The organism is Rhodoferax sp. GW822-FHT02A01, from assembly GCF_038784515.1.
Classification (GTDB): Bacteria; Pseudomonadota; Gammaproteobacteria; order Burkholderiales; family Burkholderiaceae_C; genus Allorhodoferax.
In genome coordinates this window covers 3,754,678-3,770,097 of sequence record NZ_CP152376.1, presented here as the reverse complement: position 1 = coordinate 3,770,097, position 15,420 = coordinate 3,754,678, and the positions used below count along the sequence as shown (strand labels likewise).

13 protein-coding genes and 2 tRNA genes are annotated in these 15,420 nt (G+C 59.1%); 10 read left to right on the top strand and 5 right to left on the bottom strand.

The annotated features are described in order from the left end of the window. Nucleotides 1–152 precede the first annotated feature (152 nt). From AAGF34_RS17765 to AAGF34_RS17750, 4 genes are read left to right on the top strand one after another with little or no spacing between them, the layout of a single operon-like run. Complete coding sequence (locus AAGF34_RS17765; protein ID WP_342617040.1) at nucleotides 153–1,397, top strand: FAD-dependent oxidoreductase; 1,245 nt, start codon at nucleotides 153–155, stop codon at nucleotides 1,395–1,397. 59 nt (nucleotides 1,398–1,456) lie between these two features. Continuing rightward, on the top strand, nucleotides 1,457–2,299 hold the full coding sequence (locus tag AAGF34_RS17760; RefSeq protein ID WP_342617039.1) for an HDOD domain-containing protein: 843 nt from the start codon (nucleotides 1,457–1,459) through the stop codon (nucleotides 2,297–2,299). A 10-nt stretch (nucleotides 2,300–2,309) separates the two neighbouring features. Continuing rightward, a complete protein-coding gene (locus tag AAGF34_RS17755) occupies nucleotides 2,310–3,197 on the top strand; it encodes an MBL fold metallo-hydrolase (protein WP_342617038.1) in 888 nt (295 codons plus the stop codon). Beyond that, entirely contained in the window at nucleotides 3,133–4,635 is a 1,503-nt protein-coding gene (locus AAGF34_RS17750) for an NAD(P)H-hydrate dehydratase (protein ID WP_342617037.1), read from the top strand. Before AAGF34_RS17755 ends, AAGF34_RS17750 begins: the two co-directional genes overlap by 65 nt. A gap of 13 nt (nucleotides 4,636–4,648) precedes the next feature. On the opposite strand, the gene rnr is transcribed toward AAGF34_RS17750, so the two are convergent. Beyond that, on the bottom strand, nucleotides 4,649–6,925 hold the full coding sequence (rnr, locus tag AAGF34_RS17745) for a ribonuclease R (protein WP_342621128.1): 2,277 nt from the start codon (nucleotides 6,923–6,925) through the stop codon (nucleotides 4,649–4,651). A 50-nt stretch (nucleotides 6,926–6,975) separates the two neighbouring features. Between rnr and AAGF34_RS17740 the strand changes: the two genes are divergently transcribed. After that, nucleotides 6,976–7,060: transfer RNA gene (locus tag AAGF34_RS17740), tRNA-Leu, on the top strand. A gap of 82 nt (nucleotides 7,061–7,142) precedes the next feature. On the opposite strand, the gene rimO is transcribed toward AAGF34_RS17740, so the two are convergent. Together rimO and phaR are read right to left on the bottom strand one after the other, a co-directional pair. Continuing rightward, complete coding sequence (rimO, locus tag AAGF34_RS17735; protein ID WP_342617036.1) at nucleotides 7,143–8,546, bottom strand: 30S ribosomal protein S12 methylthiotransferase RimO; 1,404 nt, start codon at nucleotides 8,544–8,546, stop codon at nucleotides 7,143–7,145. A 49-nt stretch (nucleotides 8,547–8,595) separates the two neighbouring features. After that, nucleotides 8,596–9,042 (bottom strand): polyhydroxyalkanoate synthesis repressor PhaR, encoded by a 447-nt coding sequence (gene phaR, locus AAGF34_RS17730; protein ID WP_342621127.1) that lies wholly within the window; start codon nucleotides 9,040–9,042, stop codon nucleotides 8,596–8,598. A 158-nt stretch (nucleotides 9,043–9,200) separates the two neighbouring features. On the opposite strand from phaR, the gene AAGF34_RS17725 reads away from it, so the two are divergent. The 3 genes from AAGF34_RS17725 to AAGF34_RS17715 all read left to right on the top strand — a co-directional run bounded on the left by AAGF34_RS17725 (nucleotide 9,201) and on the right by AAGF34_RS17715 (nucleotide 11,414). Then, the gene (locus AAGF34_RS17725; RefSeq protein WP_342617034.1) at nucleotides 9,201–9,617 is read left to right on the top strand and encodes a GFA family protein; all 417 of its coding nucleotides are present in this window, start codon (nucleotides 9,201–9,203) and stop codon (nucleotides 9,615–9,617) included. A gap of 130 nt (nucleotides 9,618–9,747) precedes the next feature. Beyond that, on the top strand, nucleotides 9,748–10,587 hold the full coding sequence (locus AAGF34_RS17720; RefSeq protein ID WP_342617032.1) for a shikimate dehydrogenase: 840 nt from the start codon (nucleotides 9,748–9,750) through the stop codon (nucleotides 10,585–10,587). A gap of 2 nt (nucleotides 10,588–10,589) precedes the next feature. Next, nucleotides 10,590–11,414 carry an amidohydrolase family protein gene (locus AAGF34_RS17715; RefSeq protein WP_342617031.1) on the top strand — a complete coding sequence of 275 codons (825 nt, stop codon included), beginning with the start codon at nucleotides 10,590–10,592 and terminating at the stop codon, nucleotides 11,412–11,414. Between the two features lie 432 nt (nucleotides 11,415–11,846). On the opposite strand, the gene AAGF34_RS17710 is transcribed toward AAGF34_RS17715, so the two are convergent. Further along, nucleotides 11,847–11,923 (bottom strand) — tRNA-Val (locus AAGF34_RS17710). Nucleotides 11,924–12,047: 124 nt separating this feature from the next. Between AAGF34_RS17710 and AAGF34_RS17705 the strand changes: the two genes are divergently transcribed. Next, entirely contained in the window at nucleotides 12,048–12,806 is a 759-nt protein-coding gene (locus AAGF34_RS17705; protein WP_342617030.1) for a 3-hydroxyacyl-CoA dehydrogenase, read from the top strand. A gap of 3 nt (nucleotides 12,807–12,809) precedes the next feature. On the opposite strand, the gene AAGF34_RS17700 is transcribed toward AAGF34_RS17705, so the two are convergent. Continuing rightward, nucleotides 12,810–13,592: an SDR family oxidoreductase gene (locus AAGF34_RS17700; RefSeq protein ID WP_342617029.1), complete on the bottom strand. Its 783-nt coding sequence runs from the start codon at nucleotides 13,590–13,592 to the stop codon at nucleotides 12,810–12,812. A 102-nt stretch (nucleotides 13,593–13,694) separates the two neighbouring features. Between AAGF34_RS17700 and AAGF34_RS17695 the strand changes: the two genes are divergently transcribed. Next, complete coding sequence (locus tag AAGF34_RS17695; RefSeq protein ID WP_342617028.1) at nucleotides 13,695–15,386, top strand: electron transfer flavoprotein-ubiquinone oxidoreductase; 1,692 nt, start codon at nucleotides 13,695–13,697, stop codon at nucleotides 15,384–15,386. The last annotated feature ends 34 nt before the right edge of the window (nucleotides 15,387–15,420 follow it).

Here is a 15,420-nt window from a genome sequence, read left to right as displayed (position 1 = left end):
CACAACACCTTGTCAGAACCGGTTTGCGATTTATTGTGGGTGGTATCAAACGCACCACCTGCACAACCCGCAGATTTTAGCATGGAAGTACGGGTTTGCCCCCAGTTCCTCCCTGCCTCGTGTCCGACTCCTGAATGCAGAAATAGGTTTTCATGAAAATTGCGGTAATTGGCGCCGGGATCGTCGGCATGTGTACGGCATTCGAGCTGGCGCAGGATGGACACGAAGTCAGCATATTTGAACGCAATTCGTCAGTGGCACAAGAGGCCAGCTTTGCCTGTGCCGGCCACCTGTCGCCCAGCTTGTCACACCCGTTAGCACTTCCGGCGTGGCCACATGGCGCTTGGTTGCGCGCCGTCTCTGCCCGGTCCCCTCTTTCAGTTGGCAAGGGCTTTGGTCTGAGCGACCTGAAATGGCTGCTGGGCTGGAAGACACCTGGCCGCGATTTTCCGGCAAACCTGGCGGCCGCCTTTGCCTTGGCGGCATACAGCCTGGAGCAATTGCACAAACGCGCCACACAAGCCGCCTTGGCATTTGAGCAATCCCAGGGCAACCTGCTGCTGTGGCAGTCCGAGGCCGAGCTGGCGCAACACCAGGAACGCCTCAAGATTCTCAAGGAAGCGGGGCTGGTCTCGCAGGTGCTGACCGCCGCCGAAGCCCGCGCGCTGGAGCCAGCTTTGCAATCGGACTACGCCTTTGCCGCGGCCAGCTATTTTCCGGGGGATGAAATCGGCAACTGCAGGCAATTTGCCCATCTGCTCAAGGACAAGCTGACGCAATCCGGCGCACAGTTGCATTTCGGTACGCCAGTAAGCGGGATATCCTCCACGTCCGGCATCCAGATTCGTACAGCGGACGGCGTCACGCACGACGTCGACCAGGTTGTCATCTGCGCCGGCACCGGCAGTGCCGCTCTGGGATTGCCGGGCTTGCAGTCCTTGCCGCTGACCACGGTTTGGAGCTATTCGCTGAGCGCCCCCATTCGTGAGCCCCTGAACGCACCGCGCAGCGCCGTTCAGGATTGCCGCAACCACGTCACGATAAGCCGCATCGGCGCCCGCGTGCGCGTGGCTGGCGGTGCGGAAATAGGTTCGCACAACCAGGGCAACGATGAGAAGACCGTCAAGCAGCTATACCGCAGCCTCAACACCCTGTTTCCCGGTGCTGCGGACTTCAGCCGCAATGCGCAACTCTGGAAGGGTGCGAGCCAATTCACGCCAGACGGCGTGCCCCTGATCGGCCCCGGCAGCGGCCCCGGCATTTGGCTCAACCTGGGCCATGGTCAAAACGGCTGGACCATGGCCGCCGGTTCGGCCCGCATCATCGCTGACCTGGTGAGCGGCAGACAGACCGAACTGGATATCAGCAGACTACACCCCGGGCGCTTTCAAAGGTGAAATCGCTTTGCTCCCGTGCCACTAGCTGACACAATGGACAAAACATAAAAAGCCACGCTATGAGCCCTGAACTTTCCCAACGACTGACTGCCGCCGTTGACGGTATGCCTGCCTTTCCCAAGAGCGTGCAACGCATTCTGGAACTCACCCGTGACGTAAACAGCACGCCCAAGGATCTGGTGGACGTGATCGACAAGGATCCGGTGGTCACGGTCAAGATCCTCAAGGTGGTGAATTCGGCCTACTACAGTCTTCCCAAGCAGATCACATCTATCGGCCATTCAGTGGTGTACCTAGGCTTCAACACCATCAAGAACCTGGCACTCAGCATTGCGGCCATCGGCATGCTGCCAAAGGACAACGCCTCGGGTTTTGACGTGCAGCAATATCTTTTGCATTCCCTGGCGACGGCCGGATTGGCCAAGCAACTGGCTCACAAGGTGGATGACGCCGACCCGATGGATTGCTTTATTGCCGGACTGCTGCACGACTTTGGGAAAGTGGTGTTTGCCCAATTCATGTCCAACGAATTCAAAGCGGCGCTGGAAGAAAGCCAGGCCACCCAAACCCCTCTGCACAAGGCTTTGCAAAAGCACATCGGCGTTGATCACTTCGTGGTGGGTGCCATGCTGGCTGAAAAATGGCGTTTTGCGCCCGCCCTGATAGAAACCATTGGCCGCCAGAACCCGGACAATCTGAAAGATACGGACATGATTGCATGCGTATTCGCGGCCAATCAGATCAGCAAGAAGCTGCAGTTTGGGTTCGGAGGCAATCCATGTTTTGATGAGCTTCCGCCCGCAGTACAAAAGCGCCTGGGCGGAACCCTGGACGAAGTCATCGCCTCGATGGGCGACCTGAACGCCCTCTTCGAAGAGGCCAAAATTTTCGCGAAACTATGAGGCGAGCACGATGAAGGTCAAATTCTGGGGCGTACGCGGATCCATAGCCTGCCCGGGCCCCAAGACTGTTCGTTATGGCGGCAACACCACCTGCATCGAGATTCGCACCGACAACAATGAACTCATCATTCTGGATGCAGGCACGGGCATCTTCCCGCTCTCGCAAGCCCTGCTGGCGGAGTTGCCGGTCACGGCCAACGTACTGATTACGCATTCGCATTGGGACCACATCCAGGGCCTGCCCCTGTTCATTCCCAACTTCATTCCGGGCAACACGCTGCGCCTGCATGGTGGCTTCGACCCGGTCTCAGGCAAAGGCATTGAACAGGTGATGTCGGTACAGCTGCAGTACAGCTATTTCCCTGTTCGAGAAGCCGAAATGAAGGCACGGATTGAATACGTCACCTTAACGCCGAATGAGACCGTGCAAGTGGGCTCCGCCAAAGTGACTCCTTGTCTGCTCAATCATCCGGTCATTGACTTTGGTTACCGCGTAGAGTGCAACGGTAAATCGGTTTTCTTTACGGGCGACCATGAGCCGCCTTACAACATCTACGAGCCTGGTGAGGAAGGGTATGACGAATACCAAGTGTTCGTGGACGAGAAGAACCAATCCATCTACGACGCCATACGAAACGTGGATGTGCTGATTGCCGACAGCTCTTATACCGATGCGGAATACGCCAGCAAAAAGGGCTGGGGACATGGCACCTACGGTAGCAGCATAGGCATCGCCAAGGCCGCCGGTGCCAAGGTGCTGTTCTGCACCCACCATGAACCCACTCGCAGCGACGATGCGCTGGAAACCGTCTTTGCGGCGGCACTGCAAGACCATGCACACAATGCCCAAGGTCTGGATGTCCGCCTGGCGCGTGAAGGCGATGTCTACGAATTCTGAACGCATAGTCCGCGCAAATAGCGCGTACTCACAACGTGCCTGGCCATTGCACACTGTGGAGCATGCCCGCAAGCTGGAAAGCTTGTACGCCAGCCAATCTGGCGCCATCCCGCTGATGCAAACTGCAGGCCTGGCACTTGCCCGGCTCACCCTGGCACTAGCGCCCCACGCAAAAGTCATTTGGATTGCATGCGGCCCAGGCAACAATGGCGGGGATGGGATGGAAGCCGCCGTGCATCTTCTGCAGTGGGGCAAGCAACCGGTTGTCAGCTTGGTGCATGACCCGCTCAAGGGACCTGCAGATGCACGCCGAGCCTGGGAGACCGCGCGGCAAGCGGGTGTCACCATGCAGTCCTCGGTGCCACCCCAGTTTGATGTCTGCCTGGACGCACTATTTGGAATTGGCGCGCAACGGCCCATTGCAGCTCCTTACGCGGATTGGGTGGAGTACATGAACGCGTCGGCATCACCCACCATCGCTGTCGATATCCCCAGCGGCCTGCACGCGGATCACGGATCCACACAGGACGTGCATGTGGTCGCGGACTTCACCTTGAGCTTGCTCACACTCAAGCTCGGTCTGTTCACCGCATCCGGGCGGGATGCGTGCGGCGAGATCTGGTTCAATGACCTCGGGGTTGCAGAGGTTGCTTCACCACAAGCTGTCTTGTCCGGCCCGCCACCCGTCATTCACCGCCCCCATGCCAGCAACAAGGGGAGCTATGGCGATGTGGCTGTAGTCGGGGGCGCGCAAGGTATGACCGGAGCGGCACTGCTGGCCGCGCGCAGCGCCTTGCATGGTGGCGCAGGCCGCATATATGTATGTATGTTGGACGAGCAAGCGGCTGCACTGGACGTTCATTTTCCTGAACTGATGTTTCGTCCATTGGGCAGCCTTGACTGGTCGGACGTTACGGTCGTCGCAGGCTGTGGCGGCGGCAGCACTATCTCTGCGCAACTTCCCCAGCTAGTGCGCGAAGCGTGCGCACTGGTGCTGGATGCCGATGCGCTCAACCAGATCGCCCAAAGCCCCGACTTGCAGGTGCAGGTCCATCGGCGCAAGCCAAACTGCACCGTGATGACGCCCCATCCGCTGGAGGCCGCTCGGTTGCTAGGCACGAGCACCTACGCCGTTCAATCCGACCGACTGGGTGCAGCTAGCCAACTGGCTGAACGCTTCCAATGTGTAGTGGTACTCAAGGGCTCGGGGACCATCATCGCCGCACCCCATTCAATGCCGCACATCAACCCGACCGGAAACGCCAAACTGGCCACGGCCGGCACGGGAGATGTGCTTGCGGGCTTGACGGGCGCCTATCTGGCGCAGGGACATGGGGCTCAGGAGGCTGCACGCGCAGCGGTATACCGCCACGGCCTGGCCGCGGACCACTGGCAGGGTCCGGTGCTCCACGCCTCCGAACTCTGCCAGCGCCTCTGACGTCGCGCCTGACCTAGCGCTTGCGGGTGGACTTTTTGGAGGCAGTCGACGACCGCCCCGCCGATTTGCCGGTCGCTGATTTTTCGGAGCGGCCGGATTTAGCGGCACCACGTTTGCGCGACTCCACCTTGAAGGCCGGTGCGCGGCCACCAGGTTCCGGCTCAAAACGGTCCGCAAAGGGCGCACGCACCTTGCTTTCCCGCATACCGGGCTTATCGCCGGAGGATCGACCGGTCAAACCGTCGTTCTCATTCACCAGGCGGAAGTCGATCTTGCGTCCGTCCAGGTCCACGCGGCTCACCTGGATGCGCACGCGTGTGCCGATGGCGTAACGGGTGCCCGTACGTTCTCCACGCAGTTCCTGACGCGCTTCATCAAACCGGAAGTACTCACCGCCTAGTTCGGTGATGTGCACCAAGCCCTCTACATACATGGCGTCCAACGTGACGAACAGGCCGAAGCTGGTGGCAGAAGTCACCACGCCGCCGTACTCTTCGCCCAAATGCTCACGCATGTACTTGCACTTGAGCCAGGCTTCCACGTCGCGGCTAGCTTCATCCGCGCGGCGCTCATTGGCGCTGCAATGCAGGCCCGCGGCCTGCCATGCCAAGCCTTCGGCGCTGGCCTTGCGCGGTTTTTCGGTTGGATCCTTGACTTTGGAAGCCAGACCTTTTTCCAGGCGCCGGGACAATTTGGCATGCGCCTCGCCCGGCATGGGCAAGGTTGGCAATTGATAACGCGTGCCCGACAGGATGGACTTGATCACCCGATGCACCAGCAGGTCCGGATAGCGACGGATCGGACTGGTGAAGTGGGTGTAGGCGTCAAACGACAGACCGAAGTGACCACTGTTGATGGGCGTGTAGATAGCCTGCTGCATGGAGCGCAACAACATGGAGTGAATCTGCTGTGCATCCGGCCTGTCCTTGGTGGCCACCGCAATGGCCTGGAATTCGCCGGGAGACGGATCATCACTGATGGTCATACCCAGGCCGATGGCCTTGAGGTAATTGCGCAGGATTTCCTTCTTCTCGGGCGTGGGCCCTTCATGCACGCGGAACAGGCCCGGATGCTTGCTTTGCGCAATGAAATCCGCACTGCACACGTTGGCAGCCAGCATGGCCTCTTCGATCACGCGATGCGCCACATTGCGAGTACGCGGAACGATTTTTTCGATGCGACCATTGTCATCGCAGACGATTTGCGTCTCGGTGGTTTCAAAGTCCACCGCACCACGCCTCTGCCGTGACTTCAGCAGGGCCTGGAATACGCCATGCAGATTCAGCAAATCGTTCACCCGGTCCTTGCGCTTGACGGCTTCCGGCCCCTTGGTATTGCCCAATATCGCCGCCACTTCGGTGTAGGTGAAACGCGCGTGGCTCCACATCACCGCGGGGTAGAACTGGTAGGCCGAGACCTCGCCGTCTTCAGTCACGAACATGTCGCAGACCATGCACAGGCGTTCCACCTCCGGATTCAATGAACACAGGCCATTGGAGAGTTTTTCCGGGAGCATGGGAATCACGCGCCGCGGAAAATACACACTGGTGGCGCGGTCATAGGCATCCACGTCGATTGCGCTGCCGGTTTCCACATAGTGGCTCACATCGGCAATTGCCACCAGCAGGCGCCAGCCTTTGACGGCATTGCGTCCGCGGCCCTTGGAGAAAGGTTCGCAATACACGGCATCGTCAAAATCGCGCGCATCTTCACCGTCAATGGTGACCAACGGAATATCGGTCAGGTCAACTCGGTTAGCACGGTCACCTGGACGCACGCTGTCCGGCAACGTTCTGGCCAATGCCACACAAGCCTGGGAAAACTCATGCGGAACGCTGTACTTGCGAACCGCAATTTCGATTTCCATGCCCGGGTCATCCACTTCGCCCAACACTTCCTTGATGCGCCCCACAGGCTGACCAAACAGTGCCGGAGGTTCCACCAATTCAACCACCACGACCTGCCCCGGCTTGGCCACACTGGTTGCGCCCTTGGGAATCAGAATGTCTTGGCCGTAGCGCTTGTCTTCGGGTGCGACCAGCCAGACACCACTTTCCTGCAACAGACGACCAATGATGGGCTGCGTGGAACGCTCCACGATTTCCACCACACGTCCTTCGGGACGGCCCTTGCGGTCGCTGCGGACAATACGTACCTTGACACGGTCCTTGTGCAGTACTGCGCGCATCTCGTTGGGGGGTAAATAGATGTCGGGAGCACCGTCATCTCGGGACACGAAACCATGTCCATCACGATGTCCCTGAACAATTCCTTCAATTTCTTCCAGCAGAGTGCTGGGTTGGCTAAAATTTTTGATACAATACCTTTCTTTCCTGAGATGCCCAGATGGCGGAATTGGTAGACGCACTAGTTTCAGGTACTAGCGAGTAACTTCGTGGAGGTTCGAGTCCTCTTCTGGGCACCAACAATGGTAATGCAGATAAACAAAAAGCCGCTCCAAAAGAGCGGCTTTTTTGTTGCCTGCGTGCGTTGCAACAACGCAGCCTTCAAATGGGCTGCGCCACCAGATCGTGGCCTTGCGCGCTGACGATGCGTGCCTTGGTGAACTCCCCCACTTTCATGGTCTTGCTGATTTTCTCCGGCGGCAGCAAACGCACCACACCGTCGATCTCGGGAGCGTCCGCGTAACTGCGGCCCACACCACCTTTTTTGCCCAACCCAGGCGCCGAGTCCACCAGCACCTGCATGGTTGCACCCACACGGCGCTGGAGCCGCGCAGCAGATACGCGTTCTGCCACTTCCATGAAGCGGGCGCGTCGCTCTTCGCGCAGTTCCGCGGGCAACATGCCAGGCAAGGAGTTGGCAGCAGCGCCATCCACCGGGCTATAGGCAAAGCACCCTGCGCGATCAATCTGTGCCTCTTCCAGAAACTCCAGCAGGTGCTCAAATTCGGCTTCGGTTTCTCCTGGGAACCCAGCAATGAAAGTGCTGCGTACCACCAGCTCCGGGCACACCGCACGCCATTGCTGAATACGCTCCAGATTCTTCTCGCCACTGGCCGGACGCTTCATGCGACGCAACACGTCCGGGTGACTGTGCTGCAAAGGCACATCCAGATAAGGCAAAACCAAACCGCTGGCCATTAGAGGCAGTACTTCATCCACACTGGGGTAAGGGTACACATAGTGCAAGCGCACCCAGGCGCCGTAAGGTTGCGCCAACTCACCCAAGGTCTGCACCAGCTCCAGCATGCGCGTCTTGACCGGTTTGCCATCCCAAAACCCTGTGCGGTATTTCACGTCCACACCATAGGCAGACGTATCCTGGCTGATCACCAGCAACTCCTTCACTCCACCTTCAAACAGGGCACGGGCCTCAGTCAGCACATCACCGATGGGGCGTGATACCAGATCGCCTCGCATGCTGGGAATGATGCAGAAGGTACAGCGGTGGTTGCAGCCTTCGCTGATCTTGAGATACGCATAGTGACGCGGCGTGAGCTTGATGCCGGCCACGCCGAACGCATTGGGCACCAGGTCCACAAACGGGTCGTGCGGTTTGGGCAGGTGGGTGTGCACCGCGTCCATGACTTCCTGCGTGGCATGCGGGCCGGTGACGGCCAGAACCTTGGGGTGCATTTCGCGCACCAGATTGCCGCCACCATGACCTGCCTTGGCGCCCAGGCAGCCGGTCACAATCACGCGGCCATTTTCTGCAAGCGCCTCGCCGATGGTGTCCAGGCTTTCCTGCACGGCCTCGTCGATGAAGCCGCAGGTGTTGACGATGACCAAGTCAGCGCCTTGGAATGTCTTGGAAGTCTGGTAACCCTCAGCGCTCAGCTGCGTGAGGATCAGTTCGGAGTCGGTCAGCGCCTTGGGGCAGCCCAGGCTGACAAACCCGACTTGGGGCGCTTTGGTTGTGGGGACGGTAGTTGGTAATGCTTCGCTCATACCCCGATTGTCCCAGCATTTGCACGCCGGGGGTGCTCAGCGGGGATTGTCAGGCCGAAGGCTTGATGCCAAAGGTGCCCAGGAACTGTTCCGTCTGCTTTTGCATCTGCTCCTGCATCTGGGTAAACACATTGGCTCCCATCACACCCTTGACCATGGGCGCCTGCATGTCCATAAGCGCCTGCATGTTCTTTTCCAGGTAGCCGCCCATGAATCCCTGCATGGCATGGCCGTAGAAGCGGATGATGTTGGCCAGAACCGGTGCAGTGAACATGGGTGATCCGTGCGCCTCTTCTTCCAGAATGATTTGCAACAAGATGCTACGGGTCAGATCATCCCCAGTCTTGGCATCGCGAACCACAAATGGCTCGCTGTCCATCACCAGTTGCTTGATCTCGGCCAAGGTGATGTAGCTGGAGGTATCGGTGTCGTACAGCCGGCGATTGGGGTACTTCTTGATGACGCGTTCAGTGGATGATGTTTCTTTGGAGTCCATCTTTGTCATGTCGTGTCGTGCTTCCTCTGCGAAGCAGCCAATGTACAGCAGAGCGACGCATTCTAGGGAATCAATATGCGGCTGCGGTCGCAGGAATACCCTAGTATTTGCCCTTTTCGAGCCGAAATTCCGGCTACCGGCACCAGCGGGAGATACCCATGACATCAACCATTTCCGGAGGCTGCCTCTGCGGCGGCGTTCGCTATACCGTCAACGGCCCGTTGCGCGACGTCATAGCCTGCCACTGCGAACAATGCCGCCGTACCAGCGGGCACTTTGTTGCTGCTACCGCCTGCCGCAGGAAGTACTTCAGCCTGGAACAGCAAAAGAGCCTGCGCTGGTTCAGTGCTGTACCCGGATTCCGGCGGGGCTTTTGCAATGTGTGCGGCTCCAGCTTGTTTTTTGAGGAAATTGGCAAGGAAAGGATTTCCATCGCCGCCGGGAGCCTGGATAAGCCTCAGGGATTGCACATCGCGGCGCACCTCTTTACCTCGGAGGCCGGCGACTACTACACCATAGACCCGCAGACTCCGGCTTCCCCGGTGGGCGAGCACCATGTCGTTCTGCCGGAGTGAGTGCCTCGAAAAATCAGATAGATCACCACATGAAATACATATTTGTTATAGCTACTATGGCGACCTGCGTGCGCATCACAGAGCCGATGTTCGGATAATGGCGCCAGCAAAACATAAGGAGTCAGGTCTGATGGCACACAACAAATTCGTAATGGCGGGCGTCATGGGCTGGCCCGTGGCGCATTCGCGCTCTCCGGTCATCCACAACCATTGGATTCGCCAATACGGCTTGCAAGGCGCGTACGGCCTATTTCCGGTTCAACCGGGCAAGCTCGAAGACGCCATTCGCGGCCTGCCCGCATTGGGCTTGGCAGGATGCAACGTCACCATTCCGCACAAGGTCGACGCCATGAAGCTCATGGACGCTGTGGACCCGCTGGCGCGCCGAATGGGCGCCATCAATACCATCGTGGTCAGCCCGGAGGGAGCGCTGCATGGATTCAACAACGACGGATTCGGCTACATCCAGTGTCTGCGCGATGCCAAACCCGACTGGCAGGCCAACGCTGGCCCGGCCACGGTCCTGGGCGCTGGCGGGGCTGCGCGCGCCGTGGTGCTGAGTCTGTTGGACGAGGGTGCCACTGAGGTTCGTCTGATCAACCGCACACGTGCCAAAGCGCAGGCGTTGGCCGATGAATTCGGTTCCGGCGTGCAGGTATATGACTGGGATGAGCGTCATGAAGCCCTGAGCGGCATTGCGCTGTTGGTCAACACCACCAACCAAGGCATGCACGGCCAACCCGATCTGGATATCCAGCTGGACCGCCTGCCACAAACCGCACTGGTGTCGGACGCCATCTACATCCCGCTGGAAACACCGCTTCTCAAGGCAGCACGCTTGCGCGGCAACGCGACCGTCAACGGACTGGGCATGTTGCTCAACCAGGCGCGCCCCGCCTTCAAGGCCTGGTTTGGCGTCATGCCCGAAATCACCGACGAGCTGCGCCAGGCGATCATGGCCACGTTCTGAGCGTGGACTTCTTCGCCGAGCCCAAGATTGACGGGCACTGCCACATTCTGGACCCGGTTCGCTTTCCCTACGCGCCCGACGTGTTGTACCGACCGCAGGGTCAGGAAATTGGCGACCAGAACAGCCTGGAGCAGGTCATGGCCTGCTACGGTGTGCGCCATGCCCTTCTGGTAGGCCCCAACTCTGGCTATAACCTGGACAACCGCTGCATGCTGCACGCCATTGCCACTGGAGCAGGACGCTTCAAAGGCGTGGCGGTCGTTCCAAATGACGTCTCCGCCGAATCGCTGCAGGCATTCAAGGACCAGGGCGTCGTGGGTATTGCCTTCAACATTGCGCTCAACGGCCTGCCCTACTATGCGACGGATCTGAAAACGCTGCTGCAGAAGTTGGAGAAGCTGGACCTGTGGGCGCAGTTTCAGGTGGAAGCGGACCAGTTGCTGGACTTGCTTCCGTACCTACAGGGTTCACAGATACGCATGGTGTTTGACCATTGCGGCAGACCCGTTGGAGCCAAGGGTACCGAGCAAGCTGGCTTTCAGGCGCTGCTGGCAATGGGCCGTGAAGGCCGGGCGGTGGTCAAGCTCTCAGGAGAGGCCAAGTTTTCCGCGCAGGGTTTTCCGTTTGATGACGCACGCAGCTACTGGGACGCGTTGATACAGGCTTTTGGTCTGCAAAACTGCGTGTGGGCTTCCGACTGGCCCTACCTGAAGGCACCATTCCGGCTGGACTACGGCCCCATGCTCAAGCGCTGGGAAAACTACCTCACTGCCCAAGAGCGCAGACAACTCATGTGGGACAACCCCAAACGCATGTTCGGTTTCTAGTCCATCGACGCACGCATTGCCCGCTGCGCTTCTTTGATTTATCGCAAAGAAAACCGGCCGCCTGTGCCTATTATTTGGTTAGGCGAAAGCCTGATGACCAGAACCCCGATTCTGGCAGTCCCTGCGAGCAGGGACAAAAACCCGGCCCCTATGAGGCCGGGTTTTCATTTGAAGGCTACACCGCACCTGGAAGCCCCCCCGCCCAAGCGAAGAACTCGCGCAAATTGTTACCGAACGCACAGACTTGTCTGCGGCATAAGCCTATCTTGGGGCTGCGGCGAATTGACGCCCACCTGCGTTACCTCCCTGGCAGGCCATCACGAGATGGTTCAAACCCAGCCCTTCAAACGGCTGGGTTTTCTTTTTCCCCGGCAACAGGCAACAAAAAAGCACTTGGCGTTTCCGCGAAGTGCTTTTGTTCATTACCAAATTTGGTAGGCGCAATTGGACTCGAACCAACGACCCCCACCATGTCAAGGTGGTGCTCTAACCAGCTGAGCTATGCGCCTGAGCCTTTGATTATAGCAGCAACTATTGCACCTTCCGACCAAACCCCGCGCGATCCACTCAAGATGTTCCCGCCATGCGCCATAATTGACGTTTACGTAAACGTCAGCCATAGCAGGAGAAACCATGGAAATTGCAGGCAAGGTCTACATCGTCACGGGCGGTGCATCAGGATTGGGTGAAGGCACGGCGCGCATGCTGGCAGCCGCTGGCGGCAAGGTCGTCATCGCTGACATGCAGGTCGAAAAAGGTGAGGCTGTGGCCCGTGACATTGGCGGCGCCTTTGTGAAGTGCGACGTCAGCAGCGAGGCCGATGGCCAAGCCGTGGTAGCCAAGGCAGTTTCCTTGGGCAAACTCATGGGCCTGGTCAATTGCGCGGGCATTGCCCCCGGTGAAAAGACGGTTGGCAAGACCGGTGCACATGCCCTGTCCACATTCACCAAATGCATTACCGTCAACTTGGTGGGCAGCTTCAACATGATCCGCCTGGCAGCAGAAGCCATGAGCAAGAATGAACCGGAAGCCACCGGCGAACGCGGCGTGTTGATCTCCACCGCATCGGTGGCCGCGTACGACGGACAAATGGGACAAGCCGCCTACAGCGCGTCCAAGGGCGGCGTGGTTGGTATGACGCTGCCCATTGCCCGCGACCTGGCACGCAACGGCATCCGCAACATGACGATTGCTCCTGGCATCTTTGGCACCCCGATGATGTTTGGCATGCCTCAGGAAGTGCAAGACTCGTTGGCCGCAGCCGTGCCCTTCCCTTCCCGCCTGGGTACTCCGCAAGACTATGCCAAGCTGGTACGCCACATCTTCGAGAACGACATGCTCAATGGCGAAGTGATACGCCTCGACGGCGCCATCCGCCTGGCACCGCGCTAAAGGTTAGAGGCCAAAGCCATCGTCAGCGGAAATCACCGCTCCATTGATGAAATGGCTTTGGTCCGAGCACAGCGTCACCAGCATGGCATCCAAGTCCTTGGGCTGGCCCAGCCGTTTGCGCGGAAACATGTTCACCAGCTTCTGCCCTGCCTCGGTCTTCCAGTGGTGATGGTTGATTTCGGTATCGATGTAGCCTGGGCACAGCGCATTGACATTGATGCCGTGCTTGCCCCACTCCAACGCCATGGCCTTGGTCATCTGGATGACGGCGGCCTTGCTCATGCAATAGGTACCGATCTGTGGCAACACTCGCAGCCCGGCAACCGATGCCACGTTCACAATGCGCCCACCGGTGTAATTGCCCGGTGCCGCCCCCACTGCACGGGCCAGCATGCGTTTGCCCACCTCCTGTGCGACAAAGAATGCACCCTTTACATTGACGTCGAATATGAAATCAAAGTCTTCCGGCTCCACGTCCTGCAAGCGCTGGGTGGTGCTCACACCCGAGTTGTTGACCAGGATGTCGATGGAGCCCACTTCGGTTTCCGCGTGCGCCACGGCAGACTTGATGGAGTCGTGATCGGTCACGTCCAGCTCGATCACATGGGCGTCACCGCCCTGGCCATCAATGAAAGCGCGCAACTCCTTGAGCTTGTCCACGCGACGGCTGGCAAGTACGACCGCCGCACCCGCCGCCGCCAGTGTCTTGGCAAACTGCGCACCCAGGCCACTGCTGGCCCCGGTGATGAATGCGATGCGGCCCGAAAGGTCGATGTTGTATGCCATGGGCACTCCCTTGTTTGCACGGTTTGCGGTCATGAGCAGTGTCTGCCCTAACCGCGAATAAAATCTGCCTCAATTCCATTCCATTATCCAGCGAGACCCTCCATGACCCCTCAGGAAATTCTGTCCCAGTTCGGCCCACGTGAATCCATGGAGTACGACGTGGTCGTCGTGGGTGCGGGGCCAGCCGGCCTTTCTGCTGCCATCCGCCTCAAGCAACGCGCCGCCGAGACCGGCAAGGAGGTGTCTGTCGTTGTGTTGGAAAAGGGCTCCGAGCCTGGTGCACACATTCTGTCGGGCGCCATCATGGATCCCATCGCGCTGAATGAACTGATTCCCGACTGGAAGGCAAAGGGTGCCCCGCTCAACCAGCCCGTCACCGACGATGCCGTGAGTTTCCTGACCGAGACTTCCGCTTTCCGTACCCCCAACTTCTTCCTGCCCGAATGCGTGCAAAACCATGGCTGCTACATCATCAGCCTGGCCGAAGTCACCCGCTGGCTGGCCGCGCAAGCCGAAAGCCTGGGCGTGGAAATTTTCCCCGGTTTCACCGCGGCCGAAGTGCTCTACAACGAAGACGGTTCGGTCAAAGGTGTGGCCACCGGCAACATGGGCATCGGCAAGGACGGCAACCCCACCGACAACTTCCAGATCGGCATGGAGCTGCTGGGCAAGTACACCATTTTTGCCGAAGGCGCACGCGGTCACCTGGGCAAGCAGATCATTGCCAAATACAAGCTCGATGTCGGCACCGACCCACAAACCTATGGCATCGGCATCAAGGAAGTCTGGGAGATCGATCCCAGCCGCCACCAGCCCGGCTTCGCCTTCCACACCGCCGGCTGGCCGATGGACAACGACACCTATGGCGGCGCCTTCATGTACCACATGGCAGACAACAAGGTGGCGCTGGGCTTCGTCACAGGCCTGAACTACAGCAACCCCTACCTCAGCCCGTTCGAGGAATTCCAGCGCTGGAAGACCCATCCCAACGTGCGTTACTACTTTGAGAACGACAAGGGTGAGGTTACCGGCAAGCGCCTGGCCTACGGCGCCCGCGCCATCACTGCCGGCGGCTTGATGTCATTGCCCAAGACCGTGTTCCCCGGTGGCGCACTGGTGGGTTGCGACGCAGGCTTTTTAAACACCAGCCGCATCAAGGGTAGCCACGCGGCTATCAAGACCGGCATGCTGGCTGCGGAAGCTGCATTTGACGCACTGCAGGCGGGTCGTCAGCACGATGAGCTGAGCGCTTACCCGGAAGCGTTCGAGAAAAGCTGGCTATTCACCGAACTCAACAAAGCGCGCAACTTCAAGAGCTGGTTCAAGAAGGGACTGGCCGTGGCGACCATCATGAACGGCATTGAGCAGTTCGCCCTGCGCGGCCACTTCCCCTGGACGCTGCGGCGCGACAAGCCTGACCACCTGTATCTCAAGCCCGCGGCAGAGTGCACGCCCATCGTCTACCCCAAGCCCGACGGCAAGCTCACCTTCGACCGCAACTCCAGCGTCTTCCTGGGCAATGTGAACCATGAGGAAAACCAGCCGGCCCACTTGACGCTCAAGGATGCGTCGGTACCGGTCAGCATCAATCTGGCCAAGTACGCAGGACCCGAGGCGCGTTACTGCCCCGCTGGTGTGTACGAGTTCGTCAAGAACGATGACGGCTCCGACCGCCTTCAGATCAATGCGCAGAACTGTGTGCACTGCAAGACCTGCGACATCAAGGACCCCACACAGAACATCGTCTGGGTCACGCCCGAAGGCGGTGGCGGTCCCAACTACGCAGACATGTAATTCACGCTCTTCAAATTCCCAAGCCCATCACCCG

Excerpts from the sequence above, each read along its gene's own strand:
- AAGF34_RS17705 (WP_342617030.1), top strand. The coding sequence starts at position 12,048 with ATGGAAATTGCAGGCAAGGTCTACATCGTCACGGGCGGTGCATCAGGA.
- AAGF34_RS17755 (WP_342617038.1), top strand. The coding sequence starts at position 2,310 with ATGAAGGTCAAATTCTGGGGCGTACGCGGATCCATAGCCTGCCCGGGC.
- phaR (WP_342621127.1), bottom strand. The coding sequence starts at position 9,042 with ATGGACTCCAAAGAAACATCATCCACTGAACGCGTCATCAAGAAGTAC.
- rimO (WP_342617036.1), bottom strand. The coding sequence starts at position 8,546 with ATGAGCGAAGCATTACCAACTACCGTCCCCACAACCAAAGCGCCCCAA.
- AAGF34_RS17760 (WP_342617039.1), top strand. The coding sequence starts at position 1,457 with ATGAGCCCTGAACTTTCCCAACGACTGACTGCCGCCGTTGACGGTATG.
- AAGF34_RS17700 (WP_342617029.1), bottom strand. The coding sequence starts at position 13,592 with ATGGCATACAACATCGACCTTTCGGGCCGCATCGCATTCATCACCGGG.
- AAGF34_RS17750 (WP_342617037.1), top strand. The coding sequence starts at position 3,133 with ATGCACACAATGCCCAAGGTCTGGATGTCCGCCTGGCGCGTGAAGGCG.
- AAGF34_RS17765 (WP_342617040.1), top strand. The coding sequence starts at position 153 with ATGAAAATTGCGGTAATTGGCGCCGGGATCGTCGGCATGTGTACGGCA.
- AAGF34_RS17725 (WP_342617034.1), top strand. The coding sequence starts at position 9,201 with ATGACATCAACCATTTCCGGAGGCTGCCTCTGCGGCGGCGTTCGCTAT.
- AAGF34_RS17695 (WP_342617028.1), top strand. The coding sequence starts at position 13,695 with ATGACCCCTCAGGAAATTCTGTCCCAGTTCGGCCCACGTGAATCCATG.
- AAGF34_RS17720 (WP_342617032.1), top strand. The coding sequence starts at position 9,748 with ATGGCACACAACAAATTCGTAATGGCGGGCGTCATGGGCTGGCCCGTG.